The organism is Streptomyces sp. NPDC059008 (genome assembly GCF_042749045.1).
Lineage (GTDB): Bacteria > Actinomycetota > Actinomycetes > Streptomycetales > Streptomycetaceae > Streptomyces.
The window spans coordinates 20295-39240 of the sequence record NZ_JBHYJC010000017.1; the positions used below are offsets into that span (position 1 = coordinate 20295).

Consider the following 18946-nt stretch of genomic DNA (forward strand, 5'->3'; position numbering starts at 1 on the left):
AGGGGGATATGGGGAGTTGGGGCGGTACGGCGGCGTGGTCCACAGGGCCGCGCGCCGTCGGTCGGGACGGCTGCCTGGTCATCGTCAGACGGCGGCCTTCTTGAGCCGGCGCCGCTCGCGTTCGGACAGACCGCCCCAAATACCGAAGCGCTCGTCGTTGGCGAGGGCGTATTCGAGGCATTCGGACCGGACTTCACAGGCGAGACAGACCTTCTTGGCCTCGCGGGTGGACCCACCCTTCTCCGGGAAGAAGGACTCGGGGTCGGTCTGGGCGCACAGTGCGCGCTCCTGCCAGCCGAGCTCCTCGTCCGCCTCCTCGACCAGCAATTCCTGGAACAGCTCGGTCATGTGCGCCCCTCGTCTGTCTTTACGTCCCCGTGATCAAGCCGTGATCGATTTCGGCTGAACGACACGAGTGAAATTACAAGTGTGGTGATCCGGGCCAGTCAAGCCGAGATCTGCTATTGAGCCTCTTATTCACTCGGCGGAACCAAGCGGATGCAGAAAGTGTTCAAATCAGTAAAAACCAGGACACTTCCCCGGGCGTACCGCCTGGCACGTCCGCGTCGTTCACCAAGACGCGATCAGGCGGCGTCCGCGTTGCACCCCGCGCACCGAAGCGGGGAAGATCACAGACGGATCACGGAGCCGCAACGGCGTTTGTGGGTGCGGATACCGGCCGATGTCTCCGGGTCGGGGGCTGCACAAACCTTTCTCCGACCGGAGCAACCGGATTTGGTGAAAGATTCGCGGCAAACCAGACATCCGGTTGACATCACGCCGTGAACCCGGTCTCCTTGTCCCCATGCCAGTGACTCCCGCGCCCCGACTGACCCGTGCCTACGGGTCGCTCTGCGCTGCGCAGGCTCGCTGTCGCTGTTCCAGCTGTCGTAGCCACTGAGCTCCAGCTTCTCCGCTCGCACCACCCCGCAGCACCTCTGCACCGCGACCACCGCGCCGTGCCCCCCACAGGGAACGCCCGCGCCGTGCCGCACCCCTTCCGCGCCGCCCGGGCGCGCCACCCCAGCACTTCCGCCGAGGAACCCGACACCGATGAACAGCGACGTCCAGATCGCCGGCGATCCGCTCGCCATCCCCCACCTGCTGCCGCCCGTCCCCGCGCACCCGGCCACCGTCGCCGGCTTCGCCGGACTGGCCCGCTCGATCGCCGCCGACCGGGCCGCGTGGGCCCCGCTCGTCCGCTACGACGCCACCACCCGCTGGTACCACCGGCTGCGCACCGGCCCGGGCTACGAGGTCTGGCTGCTGAGCTGGGTGCCCGGACAGGGCAGCGGCCGGCACGACCACGGGGCGTCCTCCGGTGTACTGACCGTCCTGGAAGGCGAGTTGACCGAGCACGTCGAGGCCGGGCCCCGCACGCTCGCGGCCGGCGCCCAGCGGGTGTTCGCCCCCGGCTATGTGCACGAGGTCGTCAACGACTCGCTCACCCCGGCCGTCAGCCTGCACGTCTACTTCCCGGGCCTGACCGATATGCCGATGCACCCCAGCCAGGCCGCCGCCGACCGGGCCGCGGCCGCCTCGCCCGAGGTACCGGCCCCCTGACGCACGGTCGCGGGCCCCTGACATCCTGGGGTCATGCGAATCGTGGTTCTGGCCGGCGGTATCGGCGGCGCCCGCTTTCTGCGGGGACTGAAGGCAGCGGCTCCGGACGCGGACATCACCGTCATCGGCAACACCGGCGACGACATCCATCTGTTCGGGCTCAAGGTGTGTCCCGACCTCGACACCGTGATGTACACGCTCGGCGGCGGCATCAACGAGGAGCAGGGCTGGGGTCGCGCCGACGAAACCTTCCGGGTGAAGGAGGAGTTGGCCGCCTACGGCGTCGGCCCCGAGTGGTTCGGACTCGGCGACCGGGACTTCGCCACCCATATCGTGCGCACCCAGATGCTGAGCGCCGGCTATCCGCTCAGCGCCGTCACCGAGGCCCTGTGCGACCGCTGGCAGCCCGGTGTGCGGCTGCTGCCGATGTCCGACGACCGGATCGAGACCCATGTGGCGGTCACGCTGCCCGACAGCGGCTCCGCCACGGGGTCCGGCGAGCGCAAGGCGATCCATTTCCAGGAGTACTGGGTGCGGCTGCGCGCCTCGGTGCCCGCGCACGCCGTGGTGCCGGTCGGCGCCGACCAGGCCAAGCCGGCGCCGGGCGTGCTGGAGGCGATCGCCGAGGCGGACGTGGTGCTCTTCCCGCCGTCCAACCCCGTCGTCAGCGTCGGCACGATCCTGGCGGTACCGGGCATCCGCGAGGCGATCGCGGCGGCCGGGGCGCCGGTGATCGGCCTCTCCCCGATCGTCGGGGACGCCCCCGTGCGCGGCATGGCCGACAAGGTGCTGGCCGCGGTCGGGGTGGAGTCGACGGCGGCGGCCGTGGCCCGGCACTACGGCGCGGCGAGGCCGCTGTCCGGACAAGAGGGCCAGGAGCGGGGCGAGGGCGGTGCGGGGCTGCTGCACGGCTGGCTGGTCGACTCCGTCGACGCGGGCGCGGTGGACGAGGTGGCGGCCGCCGGGATCCGCTGCCGCGCCGTACCGCTGATGATGACGGACCTGGACGCCACCGCCGCGATGGCCCGCGAGGCGCTGGCGCTGGCCGAGGAGGTCCGCGCGTCGTGAGCGAGCGAGCCATGGGCGGATGTGCGCCGCGCGCCTGCGGGGGCGGGCGAAGCGGGGTGCCGGCATGAGCGCGGCGCAGGTGCCCGGGTACCGGGTCTGGGCGCTGCCGAGGATGCCCGAGGTGCGGCCCGGTGACGACCTGGTCAAGCTGATCGTCGCCGCGGCGACGGCCGACGGCCTGCCCCAACTCGTCGACGGCGACGTGCTGTTGGTGACTTCGAAGATCGTCAGCAAGGCCGAGGGCCGGGTGCTGGAGGCCGGCGACCGGGAGGCGGCGATCGACCAGGAGACGGTGCGGGTGGTGGCCCGCCGGGGCACGCTGCGGATCGTGCAGAACCGGCAGGGCCTGGTGATGGCGGCGGCCGGCGTCGACGCCTCCAACACCCGGGCCGGGACGGTGCTGTTGCTGCCCGAGGATCCGGACGCCTCGGCCCGCGCCCTGCGGGCGGGCCTGCGCACCGCGCTCGGCGTGGACGTCGGGGTGGTTATCAGCGACACCTTCGGCCGGCCCTGGCGCGCCGGCCTGACCGACGTCGCCATCGGGGCGGCCGGTGTGCGGGTGCTGGACGACCTGCGCGGCGGCACGGACGCGCACGGCAATCCGCTCAGCGCGACGGTGGTGGCCACCGCGGACGAACTGGCCGCGGCGGGCGACCTGGTCAAGGGCAAGGCGAGCGGGCTGCCGGTCGCGGTGGTGCGCGGGCTGGGGCACGTCGTGGAGGGGGCGGGCGACGGCGACGGGGCGCGCGCGATGGTGCGCGACGCCGCGAGCGACATGTTCCGGCTGGGCACCTCGGAGGCCGTACGGGAGGCGGTGACCCTGCGGCGCACGGTCCGGGCGTTCACCGACGAGCCGGTCGATCCCGGGGCGGTGCGACGGGCGGTGGCGGCGGCCGTCACCGCCCCGGCTCCGCACCACACCACGCCGTGGCGGTTCGTGCTGCTGGAGTCGGCCGGGGCACGGCGGCGGCTGCTGGACGCGATGCGGGACGCGTGGATCGCCGATCTGCGCGCCGACGGCAAGTCGCCGGAGTCCATCGCCAAACGGGTACGGCGCGGCGATGTGCTGCGCAACGCCCCGTATCTGGCGGTGCCGTGCGTGGTCGCGGACGGCGCGCACAACTACCCCGACGCGCGGCGCGGCGCGGCGGAGCGGGAGATGTTCCTGGTGGCCGGCGGCGCCGGGATCCAGAACTTCCTCGTGGCGCTGGCGGGCGAGCAGCTGGGCTCCGCCTGGGTGTCGTCGACGATGTTCTGCCGGGACGTCGTACGGGACGTCCTGGGGCTGCCCGAGAACTGGGAGCCGATGGGCGCGGTGGCCATCGGGCGCGCTGCCGAGGCGCCCAGGGAGCGGCCGCCGCGCGCCGCCGACGACTTCGTCGTCGTGCGCTGAGGCCCCAGGTCACAGGCGGGCGATGTCCCCGACGGGGAAGCGCGGCGCCCGCCGCGGCGGGGTGATGCCCGAGAGCAGGATCAGCCGGGCGGCGCGGTGGCGCTGGCCCTCGTAGGGCGCGAGGAGTTCGAGCATCTCCTCGTCGGTGGTACCGCGGCGGCCGGTGAGCGCAAAGCCGATGATCTTCGGCAGATGGAGGTCGCCGACCGTGATCGCGTCCGGCGCGCCCAGGGCCCGCTGCAGGGTCTCGGCGGCGGTCCACGGGCCGATGCCCGGTATCGCCGTCAGCCGGCGGGTGGCGTCGGCGAGGTCCATCCGCGCGGCCTCCTCCATCCTGCGCGCGGCCCGTACCGCGCGCAGGATCGCCGAGGAGCGCTTGGCGTCGACGCCGGCGCGGTGCCACTCCCAGGAGGGGATCAGCGCCCAGGCGCGCGGGTCGGGCATCACCCGCATCCGCTCCCAGGGGCCGGGGGCCGGCTCGCCGTGCCGCTGCAGCAGCAGCCGCCAGGCGCGGTAGGCCTCGTCGCTGGTGACCTTCTGCTCCAGGACCGAGGGGATCAGCGACTCCAGGACCAGGCCGGTCCGGGCGAGCCGGACGCCGGGGTGGCGGCGGCGCGCCTCGTGGACGATGCGGTGGCGGGCGGTCAGCCGCGCGGGGTCGTCGCGCTCGCCCAGCAGGTCGGGCAGTTGCTCCAGCAGCCAGTCGGCGCCCGGGCCCCAGGCCTCGGCCTCGATCTCGCCGGCGGCGGGGCGGGCGGCCAGGCGCAGGGTGCCGGCCCCCTCGGGGGTGCGGCAGGCCCGCCACAGCTCGCCGCCGCGCACCGCGAACGCGGGGTCGCCCGGGCCGCGCTGCAGCACCCCCAGCGTGCGGTGCAGGTCGAACGGGCCGGGCGGGACCCAGGTACGGGCGGGCATGCGGCCAGCGTAGGCGACGCACCGGCCGCGCGACGGGGCCGCGGCGGACTACTGGTCGGAGGAGAACCGCACCGATCCGGCCGGGATGTCGGCGTCGCACCAGATCCGGATGCCGTCGCGCAGCTCGTTGTCGGCGCCGATCGTCGCGCCGTCGCCGACGACCGCGCCGTCGAGGACCGTGCGGGCGCCGATCCGCGCGCCGGCGCCGATCAGCGAGTCGTGGATCCGGGCGCCCTCCTCGACGACCGCGCCGTCGAGGACGGCGCTGCCGTGGATCCGGGCGCCGGCGCCGACGACGGTGCGCGGGCCGACGACGGTGCCGCCGCTGAGCTTGGCGTCCGCGGCGACCTCGGCGGTCTCCAGGACCAGGGCCTCGCCGCGGCGGCCGGGCACCGCCGGGGACGGGGCGCGGCCCAGGACCAGGTCGGCGGAGCCGCGGACGAAGGCCTGCGGGGTGCCCAGGTCGAGCCAGTAGGTGGAGTCGACCATGCCCTGGAGGTGGGCGCCGTCGGCGAGCAGTCCGGGGAAGGTCTCGCGTTCGACGGAGACCGGGCGGCCGGCCGGGATGGTGTCGATGACCGACCGGTTGAAGACGTACGCGCCGGCGTTGATCTGGTCGGTGACGATCTCCTCGGGGGTCTGCGGCTTCTCCAGGAAGGCGGTGACCCGGCCGGTGTCGTCGGTGGGCACCAGGCCGAAGGCGCGCGGGTCCTCGACCCGGGTCAGGTGCAGGGAGACGTCGGCGCCGCAGGTGCGGTGGGTGTCGACGAGGGCGGCGATGTCCAGGCCGGTGAGGATGTCGCCGTTGAAGATCAGCACGGGGTCGCCGGGGGCGGAGTGCAGCCGCTCGGCGACGTTGCGGATGGCGCCGCCGGTGCCCAGCGGCTCCTGTTCGGTGACGTACTCCAGGTGCAGGCCGAGCGATGATCCGTCGCCGAAGTACGGCTCGAAGACCTCGGCGAGGTAGGAGGTGGCGAGGACGATGTGCTCGACGCCGGCGGCCCGGGCGCGGGCCAGCTGGTGGGTGAGGAACGGCACACCGGCCGCCGGGACCATGGGCTTGGGCGTGTGCACCGTCAGCGGGCGCAGCCGGGTGCCCTTGCCACCGACCAGGAGGATCGCTTCAGTCAATGTGTCCTCTGTTCGCTTCTCCGCCCGCTGGGTCCCCTGCCCGATGGCGGGCAGGGAGGGAGCAGCGGTGCGGCTCTCGTCGCCGACTGCCGCCCGGCGGCTGCACGTGCGACGCTCACGGTGTCTTCTCTGCTTCCTGCTGGGGGCGGCCGGTCGGCGGACCAGTTTAGGCAGACGGCTTTCCGGTCGCCCGAGGTGGGACGCGCAAGGCCGCGGGGCGCACACGTCGTGGTCGCTAAGACGTGCCCACGGCGGAAACGGTTCAGTGGTGACTGCAGCCTGCGCCTCACCAGACCCGCGCAAACCCCCAGGTGCCGCCAGGAGTGGCTGAAAACGGGTCAGCGGCCCTGCAGGTGCGCGGCGGCGAGGCGGGTGGCGGCGAGCTTGTTGTAGAGGCGGGCGCCGGGGCAGTCGGTGTGGAAGCCGTCCCGGTGGCCGGCGATGGTGTGCATCTGGACCTTGGCGCCCTTGGGGTAGCGGTTGCCGCCGGCGGAGAGCATCTGGACGGTGGCGCGCGGATCGACGCTGTGCAGGCCGAGTTTCCAGGCCGCCAGCTTGGAGACCGCGTCGATGGCGGGCTTGGGCGGCTCGGTGCCGGTGAAGGCGCCGAGGATGGCGATGCCGGTGCTGTCGGTGTTGAAGCCGAGGGTGTGGGCGCCCATGACGGGCTTGGCGACGCCGCCCGCGCGGCCCTCGTAGACCGTGCCGCACTTGTCGACCAGGAAGTTGTAGCCGATGTCCCGCCAGTGGTTGCTCTTGACGTGGAAGCGGTACATGGCGCGGATCAGCGAAGGGGACTGTGCGCAGGTGTAGTTGTTGCCCGATCCGCTGTGGTGGATGAAGGCGGCGCGCACGGTGCGGGTGTGGATGAAGGCCTTCTCGCGCAGCCGCTCGTCGGCGCCCCAGCCGGCCCGGGTGACGATCCGCGGGCGGGGTCCGACGTGGGTGTGCCCCGTCGGGGAGCCGCCCACGACGGCGGCGTCGGCCTGGGAGGCGGCCTGGTCGAGGGCGGGGATCTCGGTGGCGCCGAGGGGGGCGAGCGGGGCGTTGGCGGCGGAGGCCGCGGTGGCCTCGGGGGTGAGCGGGGTCGGGGGGCCGGCCTGCGCGCCGCGGTCGGTGCCCGGCCGGGTGCCGGGATCGACGAGTTCCAGCCGGAGTCCGGCCGGGGCGGTGAACGGTACGCGGTCACCGCTCTCGGGGGTGATGCGCAGGTCGACGCCGTCGGAGTCGCCGACCCACAGGGGCGCGGTGCTGCCCCGTACGCCGCTGTCCCGGCGTTCGGCGGCACCGGAATCGGGGACGTCGTCGTTGTGGGTCTGGACGTCCTGCCAGCTGGACCAGGCGCCGCTGCCGGTGGCGCGGGTACGGACCTGGACCCGGCCGTGCAACTCGGCGCCGGCGTCGTCCCAGACGACCCCGAGGAGGGCGAACGGCCGTACGGTGCGGGCCGGCAGACCGAGTGTCCGGGGCGTGGCGGCGGTGTCGCGGTCGGTGCTCTGCGGGGCCACCGTGCCGAGTGCCGCCACCGGGAGGGACTGGGTACTGCCCGGCAGATCGCCGGAGCGCACCGTGGCGGGGGACGGCGGGCGGCCGGCGGCGGCTCCGGCGTCCGGCGCGAAGGGCAGGGCGATGGCGGCGGTGCACGCCGCGCCGAGGCAGCTCGCGAGGAAGGGGCGCATGGGCACCATCGTGAACACGGCCGGACAGAACGCGCCAACGGGATCTGACGGCGCATCGTCCGATCCGGTGGCCCGCGCCCGCCGTGCCCGGCCCGTCGCCGGCCGGGTGCCGCGCGTACTCTGGCCGCGATGAACGCCATCGATCGCACCCCCGCCGACCTGCTGGGTTCCGCGCTCGCCGCGGACCCGGCCCGCCCGCTGGTGACCTTCTACGACGACGCCACCGGCGAGCGCGTGGAACTGTCCGTCGCGACCTTCGCCAATTGGGTGGCCAAGACCGCCAACTACCTGCAGGGCGATCTGGCCGCCGAGCCCGGCGACCGGCTCGCGCTGCTGCTGCCCGCGCACTGGCAGACCGCCGTATGGCTGCTGGCCTGTTCGTCGGTGGGCGTGGTCGCGGACGTGGGCGGCGACCCGGCCGCCGCCGACCTCGTCGTCGCCGGGCCCGACCGGCTCGATGCCGCGCGGGCGTGCTCCGGGGAGCGGGTGGCGCTGGCGCTGCGCCCGATGGGCGGCCGCTTCCCCGAGCCTCCCGGGGGCTTCGCCGACTACGCGGTGGAGGTGCCCGGTCAGGGCGACCGCTTCGCGCCGTTCGCGCCGGTGGACCCGGGCGCGGTGGCCCTCTCCGTCGACGGCGAGGAGCTGACCGGGGCCGGGATCGGGGCCCGCGCGCTGGCCGACGCGGGCGCGGCCGGGCTGCCGGATGCCCCCCGGGTGCTGTCGGGGCTGGGGTACGACAGCTGGCAGGGCCTGTCGTACGGGCTGTACGCGCCGCTGGCGACCGGCGGCTCGGTGGTGCTGTGCCGTCACCTCGACCGGCTGGGCGCCGAGGCCGCGGCGACCCGCGAGGCCAGCGAGAAGATCACGTTCAGGGCGCCGCTGCCGGCGGCCTGAGGCCTCCCTCTCCCTCCCCCTCGCCCCCTCCCGCGTCCTCCGGACGGGGGAGGGACCTCGCTCCTTGCGGGACGGTACGACCGTTTCGGTCCATGATCTTAAGTTACGTACCACCATGCGGGGTTTGTCCGTCTGCTGTTCCGCCCGGGCCCCGCGGGCGGGCGCGATGCCGACTCCGTGAGGGATGGACGCCAGGTGACCGACACCCCCGAGCCCCCCAGGTTCGACGGCTGGGCCGAGCACCCGGCCGGGGGGCCGGAACCGGACCGGCCGGGGCCGCCCCGCCGCAGGCACTGGCGGCGCTGGGCCGCGGCGGGGGCGGCCGGCGTCGTACTGGCCGGGGCCGGCGCCGGCTGGGCGCTGTACGCCAAGCTCAGCAGCAACATCCACACCGACAGCGCCACCGAGCGGGAGCTGCGCAAGTGGGAGTCGGAGCGGCCTCCCGCGGGCCCGCCGAACGCGCAGAACCTGCTGCTGATCGGCTCGGACAGCCGCAAGGGCGGCAACGGCAAATACGGCCGCAGCCACGGCCAGCGCTCGGACACCACGATCCTGCTGCACCTGGCGGCGAACCGGAAGAGCGCCACCGCGGTCAGCATTCCGCGGGATCTGATGGTGACGGTGCCGCACTGCCAACGCGCCGACGGCAGGGAGTCGGCACCGCAGACCGCCCAGTTCAACTGGGCGTTCGCCTTCGGCGGCGCGGCCTGCGCGATCCGTACGGCCGAGAAGGCGACCCGGATCCGCATCGACCACTACATGATCATCGACTTCGTCGGCTTCAAGAAGATGGTGGACGCGGTGGACGGTGTGGAGGTCTGCCTGCCGCAGGCCGTGCGCGACGACGAGGCGCACCTGCGGCTGCCCGCGGGCCGGCAGACGCTGCACGGCGAGGCCGCGCTCGGATACGTCCGCGCGCGAAAGAGTCTGGGGAACGGCAGTGACACCCAGCGCATGGAGAGACAACAGCGATTTCTTGGTGCTCTCGTGAAGAAAGTGCAGAGCAATGGTGTCCTGCTCAATCCGACCCGGCTGTATCCGGTGCTGGATGCCGCGACGAGTTCTCTGACCACGGATCCGGGGCTTGCCTCGCTGCGGGGTCTGTACGAATTGGTGCGCAGCACCCGCGGCATTCCCACCGAGCGGGTCCAGTTCCTGACCGTGCCACGTCAGGAGTACCGCTATGACCCCAACCGCGATGAGCTGGTGCAACCGGATGCCGGCCGGCTCTTCGGGCAGCTGCGCAGCGATCTTCCGGTCACGGTGGAGCCCACGCGGGACACCGGGGAGGAGCCCCTTCGCGCCGGAAGCGGATCATCGGACGGCAAGCCGGCGGCCTCCCCCGCACCGTCGGCGAGTTCGGGCCCGACCTTTCCCGGGACGACCGCGGAACACGGGATCTGCGAATAAAGATGCCGCAAAGTACCGCCGGGGACTCGAATGGATTGGGCGGATTGCCCAGTTGTAGGTCAGTGGAATTTGTCACGCGCGTCGCGGGGCGCTGAACTGGGCGGATAGTGTGAGCGATCCGGTCCGCACGTTTGGCTGACCGACGACCATGCACCATTGACATGCACTGCACGATCGACCTACCGAGCGCCTTGAGGGGATGGCGCCGCGTGGCACCGACGGAGGACTCAAGGCACCGTGGACGCGCAAGGCCGTGGGCGGGCGGGCGACGACAACGTCGACCCCGCCGATCAGTGGGTGTTCGATCCGAACACCGGCAATTACGAGCTGCGGCTTGACCCCGCCGGTCAAGCCCCCGCTCGGCCTTCCGACCGCAAGGCGCCCGGTTCCAGACGCGCCGCGCGGCAGCAGCGCGAGGAGGTCGGTGACACCGACACCCGCCCGCTGCCGACCCAGCGCGGCCGCCGCGGCCAGCGCCCCGAGGACGGCGCGGGCGAGCGCCCCGCCGGCGGCAGGGCCGCGGCGCGCCGGGCGGCCGGCCGTACGGCGACGGCGTCGCCGGCCGCGGCGGGCCCGGCCGGGCGCCGCAAGCGCAAGCCGAAGGCGTCGGGCAAGAAGAAGGCGCTGTACTGGACGTCCGGCGTGCTGGGCTTCGTGCTCGTCGCCGTCGGCGGCGGCGCGTTCTACCTCTACCAGCAGCTGAACGGCAACATCTCCAAGGTCGACGTCGGCGTGGAGAACGACGCGGTGTCCGACGGGCCGGTGAACCTGCTGATCATCGGGACGGACGCCCGCTCCGGCAAGGGCAACTCCGGCTACGGCGACGCCGGCAGCGTCGGGCACGCGGACACCACGATCCTGATGCACATCTCCAAGGACCGGTCCAACGCCACCGCGCTGAGCATCCCGCGCGACCTGATCACCGACATCCCGAACTGCACGACGAGGCCGGAGGACGGTCCGAAGAAGGAGATCCCCGGTGAGCGCGGGGTGCGCTTCAACACCAGCCTGGGGCAGGAGGGCCGGGACCCCGGCTGCACCTGGCGCACCGTCGAGAAGCTGACCGGACTGAAGATCGACCACTTCATGATGGCCGACTTCAACGCGGTCAAGGAGCTGACCGACGCGGTCGACGGCGTGGAGGTCTGCGCCGCCAAGGACATCGACGACCCCAAGTCGCATCTGCGTCTGAAGGCGGGCCGGCACGTCGTCAAGGGCGAGCAGGCCCTGGCCTTCGTCCGCACCCGGCACGCCATCGGGTACGGCAGCGACCTGGACCGGATCAAGATGCAGCAGCAGTTCCTCAGCTCGCTGATCCGCAAGCTGAAGTCCGACGCGTTCTCCAGCCCCGGCAAGCTCTACGACGTCAGCCAGGCGGCGACCAAGGCGCTCACCGTCGACACCGGTATCGGCACCGCGAACAAGCTGCTGGACTTCGGCACCGACCTCAAGAAGGTCGACATCGACAAGGTCACCTTCGCCACGGTCCCGGTGCTGGACAACCCCGACGACCCGGCCACCGTCATCCTGGACCAGGCCAAGGCGGACCCGCTGTTCGCGATGGTGCGGGCCGACCACACCCTGGCCAAGCACAAGAAGGGCAAGAAGGGGCCGGCCAAGAAGGCTCCGCCGGAGCTCGTACGGGTCGATGTGACCAACGGCGGCGGACCGATCGGCTCGGCGCAGGAGACCGTGGACTGGCTGCAGAACACCAAGGCCGCCAAGCTCTCCACCAACGCCGGCAACGCCCCCGCCAAGCTGGCCGCCACCCGTCTGGAATACGCCCCCAACCAGGCCGACCAGGCCGCGACCCTGGCCGACTGGATGGGCCTGCCCAAGAGCGCGCTGAAGAAGTCCTCGCAGGACGCCGGCGAGCGGGTGCCGATGAAGCTCGTCCTCGGCAAGGACTTCAAGGCACCGGGCACGCCGATCGAGGCACCGACGGAAACCCCGGACGGGGTGCAGAACGTCAATGCGGATGACAAGAACGTCTGCGCGAAGTGACCGGAGCGGAATCCGGCCGCCGATGACGGCGCCGAGCGCACCGCCGAACTGACAAACGGGGAGAGGGCCCAATGCGGCAGAGCAGTGTGCGTGGCGACAGATCACGGCGGCGCCGGCGCGAGCCGGACGCGCAGGAACTGGGCTGGGACGACAGCCTCTACGAGGACAAGGGGCTGCCGCCGGACGCCCCCGGCTGGACCCCGCCCGAGGGCAGCGCTGTGCCCGCCGGCGACGGGGAGGCGCCGGCCGAGGGCGGTGGCCACCGCAAGGGGGGCCGGCCGCGCCGCGGCAAGGGCCGCAAGGTGCTGCGCTGGACCGCACTGAGCCTCGCCGTGCTGATAGTGGGCGCGGCGGGCGCCGGCTACTGGTACTACGAGCACCTCAACGGCAACCTCCGCAAGGCCCCCCGGTCCCTGGGCAACGGTCTGAAGAAGCCGGACCCCAACGCCTTCGGGCAGAGCCCGCTGAACATCCTGCTGCTGGGCTCGGACGGCCGGAACAGCAAGAAGAACATCGAGCTCGGCGGCGCCCGGCAGGACGCGGACCGCAAGCCGCTGGCCGACGTGCAGATGCTGCTGCACGTCTCCGCCGACCGCAGCAACATGTCGGTGATCTCCATCCCCCGGGACACCCGGGTGACGATCCCCAAGTGCACCGACCCCAAGACCCACGAGGTCTATCCGCAGACCACCGGCGCCATCAACGAGTCGCTCCAGCACGGCGGTCCCGGCTGCACGCTGGACACCTGGCAGGAGCTGACCGGCATCTACATCGACCACTTCATGATGGTCGACTTCTCCGGCGTGGTGTCCATGGCGGACGCCATCGGCGGCGTCCCGGTCTGCGTGGACCGCAACGTCTACTCGCACGACAGCAAGGGGCACGGCAGCGGGCTGCGGCTCACCAAGGGCACCCACCCCGTCAAGGGCGTCCAGGCCCTGCAGTGGCTGCGCACCCGTTACGGCTTCGAGGACAACACCGACATCGGCCGGGCCAAGGCCCAGCACATGTACATGAACTCGATGGTCCGTCAGCTGAAGAAGGACGCCAAGCTCACCAACCCCGGGGAGCTGCGCGATCTGGCGGAGGCGGCGACCAACGCGCTGACCGTCGACGACGGCCTCGACACCGTCAAGAAGCTCTACGACCTGGGCGGCGACCTGAGCCGGGTGCCGACCAAGCGCATCACGATGGTGACCATGCCCTGGCAGTACGGCCCCGGCGAGGAGTACGTCGTGCCCAAGCCGGGCGACGCGGAGGCGACCTTCGCGATGCTGCGCAACGACACCGCGCTGGACGGCAAGGACCAGAAGAAGAAGGCGACGCCGGACCCCAAGCCGTCGACTGCCAAGGACCAGTTGAACGTGGTGGTGCAGAACGGCACCGGCAGCACGGTGACCGGCCCGGCCTCCGGCCGCGCGTCCGACGTCCAGCAGCGGCTGGCGGGCCTCGGCTACACCGCGGCCTCCACCAACTCCGTCCTCACCAGCCAGGCCGACACCACGATCACCTACCGCGAGGCGTCCCGGCGGGGTGACGCGCTGGCCGTGGCCAAGGCCCTCGGCCTGCCCAAGAGCGCGGTGCGGGAGTCGAGTTCGGCCACCGGGATGCGGCTGGTGATCGGCAACGACTGGCGCGCCGGCGTGACGTACCCGAAGAAGCCCGGCGACAAGCCCACCGACAAGGCCCCGGCCAGCGCGGACGCCCTCAACGGCGAGAAGAAGGGCTGCATGACGGTGAATCCGCAGTACACCTTCTAGGTTGTACTGCGCAGGGTGTGTGGCCCGCTCTCCGGAAGGTGACGATGTACGCGATATCCCTGGGTGACGACGGTGCGCAGCTGCGTCCGCTCGAACCGTGGCAGGCCCCGGAGTTCCTGGCCCACATGGACCGGGGGCGGGAGTTCATCGGGCGGCACAACGCGCTGCCCGACGTCGTCACGGACCTGGAGTCGAGCCGGGCGTACCTGCGGACGTACGCGGAGAAGGCCGCGGCCGACACCGGGCGGATCCACGGCATCTGGGCGGGCGGCGAGCTGGTCGGCGCGGTGATCCTGCGGACCATGGACGTCGCGCAGGGCACCGCCGAGGCGGGCTGCTGGCTGGAGCCGTCGGCGGTGGGCAGGGGGCTGGTGACCCGCGCCGCGCGTGTGCTCATCGACTGGGCCGTCGAGGAGCGGGGCATCCACCGCGTGGAGTGGTGGGTCTCGGCGGGCAACGAGCCCAGCATCGCCGTCGCCCGGCGACTGGGGATGACGAGGGACGGCGTGCTGCGGGAGAGCCATCTGCACCGCGGCGAGCGGCACGACGAGGAGATCTGGTCGGTGCTCGCGCCGGACTGGCGGGCGGCGAAGCGGCAGCCCTAGGGGTGGTCCGCCCCTGCCCGCCGCCAGGACGGTGGGGCGTGGGGCGCCCGCGCGTGGGGCGCCCCGGCGGACCCGTCTACTCCGCCCCGGCCGCCGGACGCACGACCGCCGGGCGGCGGCTGGCGATGACCCGCTTGGCCAGGGAGCGGGGGCTGGTGAGGAAGCCGACGCCCCAGGACATGTGCATGGTGGCCAGCGCGACCGGGATCTGGGCGCGGGCCTTGAGCGACAGGCCCTTGCCGGCGGGGAGTGAACCCGCGGTGATGGCCGCCAGGTAACCGGCCGGGACGACGAGGCCCCACGGCGTGAGGGTCGCACCGACGACGATGCCCGCGGCGATCGCGCCGACCGCGGTCGGCGGTGCCAGGTAGCGCAGGTTGATCGAACCGGCGTGGTAGCGGGCGACGACATGGCGCCACTTGCCGTAGTCCTTGTACTGCTTGGCCAGCGCCTTGATGCTCGGCCGGGGGCGGTACTGGACCTTCAGCTCCGGCGAGAACCAGATCTGGCCGCCGGCCTCGCGGATGCGGAAGTTCAGCTCCCAGTCCTGGGCGCGGATGAACTCCTCGTTGTAGCCGCCCTGCTGCTCCAGGGCCTCACGGCGGAAGACCCCGAGGTAGACGGTCTCCGCGGGGCCGGCCTGGCCGCCGGTGTGGAAGGCGGCGTTGCCGACGCCGATCTTGGAGGTCATCGCGGCGGCGACGGCGTCCTCCCAGGCGTTCTCGCCCTCGGCGTGCATGATGCCGCCGACGTTCGCCGCACCGGTCTCCTCCAGGAGGCGCACGGCGGTGGCGATGTAGTCGGGCGAGAGCATGCCGTGGCCGTCGACGCGTACGACGATGGGGTGCCGGGAGGCCTTGATGGCGGCGTTGAGCGCGGCGGGGGTGCGGCCCGTCGGGTTCGGCACGGTGTGCACCCGGGAGTCTTCGGCCACCAGCTGGGCGGCGATCTCGTCGGTGCGGTCCGTGGACGGGCCGAGGGCGATCACCACCTCCATCTCGCCGGCGTACTCCTGCTCCAGGATGTGCCGGACCGAATTGCGCAGGTGACGTTCCTCATTGAGCACCGGCATGATCACGGAGACGGCCGGGGGCTGCTGCTGCGGCATGGTTCCTCGGGGGTACGGCCCGTGACGGAGCCGCCAGGGACGGCGGCGCCCGCCGGGAGACTGCGGTATCGCGCCTCACGTTACCGCGAATGGACGACGGGGTCGGACGCGGTCGGGTGGCCGGGCGGCCGATGACCGGCGTGTGGCGCTTTGCAGCAGATCATATTGACCTACGGTGTTCTCTCCCGATTCATCCCTGTTCGCCACTACCCCGACCGCTCCCCCGACGGGCGCCGATCACGCCCGGCCAGCCGCGGAGGTGTCCCCCGTGACCGCGCCGTTCCGCTCCCCCCGCCCGGCAGGGCGACGCCGGTCCGCCCGGGCGGCCGCGTCCCGGCGCCCGTCGGGCCCGCGGTGGGGGCTGCGGAGCAGTGCCGTCGCGTCCGTGCTGCTGCTGGCCGCGAGCGGCGTCGGGCACGCGATGGTGACCGGCGTGGAACGCGGCATCGGGCGGGTGGACGCCTTCACCGGGATGAGCAACCGGCCGGGCGGCGGCGACGGGCTGAACTTCCTGGTCGTGGGCACCGACGGACGCGACCGGCTCACCGCGCGGGAGAAGCGGAACTACCGGCTGGGCGGTGCGCCCTGCCACTGCACCGACACGCTGATGCTGGTGCACCTCTCCGCCGACCGCGACCGCGCCAGCGTCATCAGCCTGCCGCGCGACTCCTACGCCGAGGTGCCCGCCCACCGGGACGCCGCCACCGGCCGGCAGCGCGCCCAGCACGCCATCAAGCTGAACGCGGCGTACGCGGAGGGCGGCCCCAATCTGACCGTGCGGACCGTCGAGCACATGACGGGGGTGCACATCGACCACTACCTGGAGGTCGACTTCACCAGCTTCATGCACGGCGTGGACGCGGTGGGCGGGGTGGAGATCTGCACCGCGCGTCCGCTGCGCGACAGCTACACGGGGCTGGATCTGCCGGTCGGCAAGTCGCAGCTCAACGGCGGCCGGGCGCTGCAGTACGTGCGCTCGCGGCATGTCGACGGCTCCGCCGACCTCGGCCGGATGCAGCGCCAGCAGCGCTTCCTGGCCGCCCTCATCCACAAGATCACCTCCTCCGGAGTGCTGATGAACCCGATCCGCTTCAAGGACGTCGCCGACACGATGCTCAAGTCCGTACGCGCCGACTCGGGCTTCGGGGCCAACGACCTGGTCGACCTCGGGCAGGCGATGCGCGGCTTCACCCCGTCGTCCTCGGAGTTCACCTCCGTACCGCTGGCCGATCTGGCGCAGCCGGTGCGGGGGGTCGGCTCGACGGTGCGGTGGGATCCGGTGCGGGCGCCCAAGCTCTTCCAGGCGATCCGCGAGGACCGGCCGATCGCGGTGCACCGGGACCGCAAGGAGCCGCGCGCCACGGCCGTGGAGGTGCCGCCGGACCAGGTGCGGGTGCGGGTCGACAACGGCAGCGACCGGGCGGGGCTGGGCACGTCGGTGGCCGGCGCGCTGCGCGCCACCGGGTTCGCCGTCACCGGCTCCCCCGGCCGCTCCCCCGGCGCGGTGGCCCGCACGGTCATCGCCTACGACCCGCGCTGGGACCGCTCGGCCCGCTCGCTGGCCGCCGCGCTGCCGGGCGCACAGCTGCGCCCGGCGGCCGGGCAGGGGCCGGTGATGCGGGTGACGGTCGGCCGGCAGCACCATGCGGTGCGGCGGGTGCGGGCCGAGGAGCCGGGGCAGCGGCCGGGCGGGATCTCGGCGATCACCGGCGATGAGGCCGTGTGCCCATGAGCGAGCGAAGCGAGGATTCGGCATGAGTGTCCCCGCGCCCCGTCGCACCGCGCCCACGACGCCCGCGCGCCGACCGGACGCGCGCCGCTCCGCGCGCCGGGTGTCGGTGGCCGTCGCGGCGATGTGCCTGGTCGTGGCCACCGCCGCCGCCGCGCCGCCGGCGCCGGCCGCCCCGACCGGCTGCGGTGACCTGGTGCGCGGCCAGCTGTGTCTGCGCGGACCGGTGGGGGCCGACGGCATGTACACCGCGGCCTACCGCCGGCACGGGGCGGCGACCGGCCTGGGCGAGATCACCGTGCGGCTCGGCTATCAGCGCAAGAACGTCCGTATCACCGCGTTCCCCGGCTGGTTCGGCACCGGGCGGACGCGGGGCGGCGCCGTCACGCTGAGCGGCCGGGTGGAGATGCTGTCGGACGAGTGCATCCGGGGCGTCATGGAGCGCGGGGAGACGGTCTACGTCACAAAATGGAGCTGCAGTTGACGTCCGGTATGCCCGGACTGACCTGAAGGGTGCGCATCGTGTGGCAGGTTGTGCTGGGCATCACCCCCACCACGGTGACGCTCTTCCTCATCGTGGCGCTGGCCGTGGCGGCCGCCTTCGCCCTGTGGACCGCCGCCGTCCCGGCCGACGGCCGACCGCGCACCACCGCCCGGGTGCTGCTGACGGTCTGGCTGCTGGTGGTCCTGGTGGCGACGCTGGCACCGGCCCAGCCGATCGGCTCCGGGGACGCGACGGTGTGGTGGCGGCCCGGTGAGGGCCTGTTCGAGCTGGGCGCCCAGCTCGAACCGGGCGAGCTGGAGATGCTGGTGCGGCGCCAGGTGGCCAACGCCGCACTGTTCGTGCCGGTACCGCTGCTGCTGCGGTTCGCGGCGCCGCGCACCCCGCTGGCCGCGGCGTTCCTGATGGGGGTGGGCCTGTGCCTGGTCATCGAGACGGCGCAGCTGCTGATGCGGGCCGGGCGGATCGCCGACATCGACGATGTGCTGTGCGCGGCGGCCGGCACCGTCGTCGGCGCGGGGCTGACCCTGCTCGGGCAGCTGGCCGCGGCCGCTATGCGTCGTCGAGGCCTTCCGCGGCGCGCCGTTCGCGCAGCTCCTTGATCGCGCGGCGCCGGGCGAGGCGGTGCGTACGGCGGATCTGCGCCTCCTGATAGCGGCGCTGGTCCCGCTCGGTCTCGGGGAGCACCGGCGGCACCTGGCGGGGCTTGCCGTGCTCGTCGACGGCGGCGAAGACGAGGTAGGCGGAGCCGACCTGCTGGGCCGGGCTGGACTCGTTCCAGCGCTCGGCCAGGACCCGTACGCCGACCTCCATCGAGGAGCGGCCGGTCCAGTTGACCTGGGCGCGCACATGGACGAGGTCGCCGATCCGGATCGGCTCCAGGAAGGCCATCTCGTCCATGGAGGCGGTCACGGCCGGCCCGCCGGAGTGCCGCCCGGCCACCGCGCCCGCCGCGTCGTCGACCAGTTTCATGATCACGCCACCGTGGACGGTCCCCAGGAGGTTCGTGTCGCCGGCCGTCATGATGTGGCTGAGCGTGATGCGGGACACGGAGGTGGGCTTGCCCACGAGCCTGCCGTCGGGGTCGTTGGTGACGAGTTCGGTCATGCAGCCAGCCTAAGCGGCGTCCGTGGGGCCACCGCCCCGCTCCGTACGTGACACAGGTCTCCCGACCCCGCCGGAAAC

Annotated in this window: 17 protein-coding genes; 11 read left to right on the forward strand and 6 right to left on the reverse strand. The window is 72.9% G+C overall.

Annotated elements, in window-relative coordinates:
* Positions 1 to 84: 84 nt before the first annotated feature.
* Positions 85 to 348: a WhiB family transcriptional regulator gene (locus ACFWZH_RS20935; protein WP_003983763.1), complete on the reverse strand. Its 264-nt coding sequence runs from the start codon at positions 346 to 348 to the stop codon at positions 85 to 87.
* Positions 349 to 1053: 705 nt separating this feature from the next.
* Here ACFWZH_RS20935 and ACFWZH_RS20940 point away from each other — a divergent pair.
* The 3 genes from ACFWZH_RS20940 to ACFWZH_RS20950 all read left to right on the forward strand — a co-directional run bounded on the left by ACFWZH_RS20940 (position 1054) and on the right by ACFWZH_RS20950 (position 4024).
* Positions 1054 to 1563 carry a cysteine dioxygenase gene (locus ACFWZH_RS20940; protein WP_384433056.1) on the forward strand — a complete coding sequence of 170 codons (510 nt, stop codon included), beginning with the start codon at positions 1054 to 1056 and terminating at the stop codon, positions 1561 to 1563.
* Positions 1564 to 1596: 33 nt separating this feature from the next.
* Positions 1597 to 2631 (forward strand): 2-phospho-L-lactate transferase, encoded by a 1035-nt coding sequence (gene cofD, locus ACFWZH_RS20945; protein ID WP_384433059.1) that lies wholly within the window; start codon positions 1597 to 1599, stop codon positions 2629 to 2631.
* A 64-nt stretch (positions 2632 to 2695) separates the two neighbouring features.
* Positions 2696 to 4024: a coenzyme F420-0:L-glutamate ligase gene (locus ACFWZH_RS20950; protein ID WP_384433062.1), complete on the forward strand. Its 1329-nt coding sequence runs from the start codon at positions 2696 to 2698 to the stop codon at positions 4022 to 4024.
* 9 nt (positions 4025 to 4033) lie between these two features.
* On the opposite strand, the gene ACFWZH_RS20955 is transcribed toward ACFWZH_RS20950, so the two are convergent.
* From ACFWZH_RS20955 to ACFWZH_RS20965, 3 genes are all read right to left on the reverse strand, one after another.
* Positions 4034 to 4939 (reverse strand): DNA-3-methyladenine glycosylase family protein, encoded by a 906-nt coding sequence (locus tag ACFWZH_RS20955; protein ID WP_384433065.1) that lies wholly within the window; start codon positions 4937 to 4939, stop codon positions 4034 to 4036.
* A 48-nt stretch (positions 4940 to 4987) separates the two neighbouring features.
* Positions 4988 to 6070, reverse strand: coding sequence for a sugar phosphate nucleotidyltransferase (locus tag ACFWZH_RS20960; RefSeq protein ID WP_384433068.1), 1083 nt, complete (start codon positions 6068 to 6070; stop codon positions 4988 to 4990).
* Between the two features lie 338 nt (positions 6071 to 6408).
* Positions 6409 to 7749: a peptidoglycan recognition protein gene (locus ACFWZH_RS20965; protein ID WP_384433071.1), complete on the reverse strand. Its 1341-nt coding sequence runs from the start codon at positions 7747 to 7749 to the stop codon at positions 6409 to 6411.
* 129 nt (positions 7750 to 7878) lie between these two features.
* Here ACFWZH_RS20965 and ACFWZH_RS20970 point away from each other — a divergent pair, with 129 nt between their 5' ends.
* From ACFWZH_RS20970 to ACFWZH_RS20990, 5 genes are all read left to right on the forward strand, one after another.
* Entirely contained in the window at positions 7879 to 8643 is a 765-nt protein-coding gene (locus ACFWZH_RS20970) for a TIGR03089 family protein (RefSeq protein WP_384433074.1), read from the forward strand.
* 195 nt (positions 8644 to 8838) lie between these two features.
* The gene (locus tag ACFWZH_RS20975; RefSeq protein ID WP_384433077.1) at positions 8839 to 10053 is read left to right on the forward strand and encodes an LCP family protein; all 1215 of its coding nucleotides are present in this window, start codon (positions 8839 to 8841) and stop codon (positions 10051 to 10053) included.
* A 237-nt stretch (positions 10054 to 10290) separates the two neighbouring features.
* Positions 10291 to 12057 carry an LCP family protein gene (locus ACFWZH_RS20980; RefSeq protein WP_384433080.1) on the forward strand — a complete coding sequence of 589 codons (1767 nt, stop codon included), beginning with the start codon at positions 10291 to 10293 and terminating at the stop codon, positions 12055 to 12057.
* A gap of 71 nt (positions 12058 to 12128) precedes the next feature.
* Positions 12129 to 13817, forward strand: a complete 1689-nt coding sequence (locus ACFWZH_RS20985) for an LCP family protein (protein WP_384433083.1) — start codon at positions 12129 to 12131, stop codon at positions 13815 to 13817.
* A gap of 44 nt (positions 13818 to 13861) precedes the next feature.
* Positions 13862 to 14422, forward strand: coding sequence for a GNAT family N-acetyltransferase (locus tag ACFWZH_RS20990; protein ID WP_384433086.1), 561 nt, complete (start codon positions 13862 to 13864; stop codon positions 14420 to 14422).
* A 76-nt stretch (positions 14423 to 14498) separates the two neighbouring features.
* On the opposite strand, the gene ACFWZH_RS20995 is transcribed toward ACFWZH_RS20990, so the two are convergent.
* Complete coding sequence (locus ACFWZH_RS20995; RefSeq protein ID WP_384433087.1) at positions 14499 to 15530, reverse strand: glycosyltransferase family 2 protein; 1032 nt, start codon at positions 15528 to 15530, stop codon at positions 14499 to 14501.
* Between the two features lie 268 nt (positions 15531 to 15798).
* On the opposite strand from ACFWZH_RS20995, the gene ACFWZH_RS21000 reads away from it, so the two are divergent.
* From ACFWZH_RS21000 to ACFWZH_RS21010, 3 genes are read left to right on the forward strand one after another with little or no spacing between them, the layout of a single operon-like run.
* Positions 15799 to 17262, forward strand: coding sequence for an LCP family protein (locus ACFWZH_RS21000; protein WP_384433090.1), 1464 nt, complete (start codon positions 15799 to 15801; stop codon positions 17260 to 17262).
* A gap of 22 nt (positions 17263 to 17284) precedes the next feature.
* Complete coding sequence (locus ACFWZH_RS21005) at positions 17285 to 17743, forward strand: hypothetical protein (protein WP_384433093.1); 459 nt, start codon at positions 17285 to 17287, stop codon at positions 17741 to 17743.
* 38 nt (positions 17744 to 17781) lie between these two features.
* Positions 17782 to 18363, forward strand: coding sequence for a VanZ family protein (locus ACFWZH_RS21010; protein ID WP_384433096.1), 582 nt, complete (start codon positions 17782 to 17784; stop codon positions 18361 to 18363).
* On the opposite strand, the gene ACFWZH_RS21015 is transcribed toward ACFWZH_RS21010, so the two are convergent.
* Complete coding sequence (locus tag ACFWZH_RS21015) at positions 18314 to 18868, reverse strand: acyl-CoA thioesterase (protein ID WP_384433099.1); 555 nt, start codon at positions 18866 to 18868, stop codon at positions 18314 to 18316. The two genes, ACFWZH_RS21010 and ACFWZH_RS21015, sit on opposite strands and share 50 nt — an antisense overlap.
* Between the last annotated feature and the right edge of the window lie 78 nt (positions 18869 to 18946).

Excerpts from the sequence above, each read along its gene's own strand:
- ACFWZH_RS20940 (WP_384433056.1), top strand. The coding sequence starts at position 1,054 with ATGAACAGCGACGTCCAGATCGCCGGCGATCCGCTCGCCATCCCCCAC.
- ACFWZH_RS20970 (WP_384433074.1), top strand. The coding sequence starts at position 7,879 with ATGAACGCCATCGATCGCACCCCCGCCGACCTGCTGGGTTCCGCGCTC.
- ACFWZH_RS20955 (WP_384433065.1), bottom strand. The coding sequence starts at position 4,939 with ATGCCCGCCCGTACCTGGGTCCCGCCCGGCCCGTTCGACCTGCACCGC.
- ACFWZH_RS20990 (WP_384433086.1), top strand. The coding sequence starts at position 13,862 with ATGTACGCGATATCCCTGGGTGACGACGGTGCGCAGCTGCGTCCGCTC.
- ACFWZH_RS21005 (WP_384433093.1), top strand. The coding sequence starts at position 17,285 with ATGAGTGTCCCCGCGCCCCGTCGCACCGCGCCCACGACGCCCGCGCGC.
- ACFWZH_RS20950 (WP_384433062.1), top strand. The coding sequence starts at position 2,696 with ATGAGCGCGGCGCAGGTGCCCGGGTACCGGGTCTGGGCGCTGCCGAGG.
- ACFWZH_RS20985 (WP_384433083.1), top strand. The coding sequence starts at position 12,129 with ATGCGGCAGAGCAGTGTGCGTGGCGACAGATCACGGCGGCGCCGGCGC.
- cofD (WP_384433059.1), top strand. The coding sequence starts at position 1,597 with ATGCGAATCGTGGTTCTGGCCGGCGGTATCGGCGGCGCCCGCTTTCTG.
- ACFWZH_RS20935 (WP_003983763.1), bottom strand. The coding sequence starts at position 348 with ATGACCGAGCTGTTCCAGGAATTGCTGGTCGAGGAGGCGGACGAGGAG.
- ACFWZH_RS20965 (WP_384433071.1), bottom strand. The coding sequence starts at position 7,749 with ATGCGCCCCTTCCTCGCGAGCTGCCTCGGCGCGGCGTGCACCGCCGCC.
- ACFWZH_RS21015 (WP_384433099.1), bottom strand. The coding sequence starts at position 18,868 with ATGACCGAACTCGTCACCAACGACCCCGACGGCAGGCTCGTGGGCAAG.
- ACFWZH_RS20995 (WP_384433087.1), bottom strand. The coding sequence starts at position 15,530 with ATGCCGCAGCAGCAGCCCCCGGCCGTCTCCGTGATCATGCCGGTGCTC.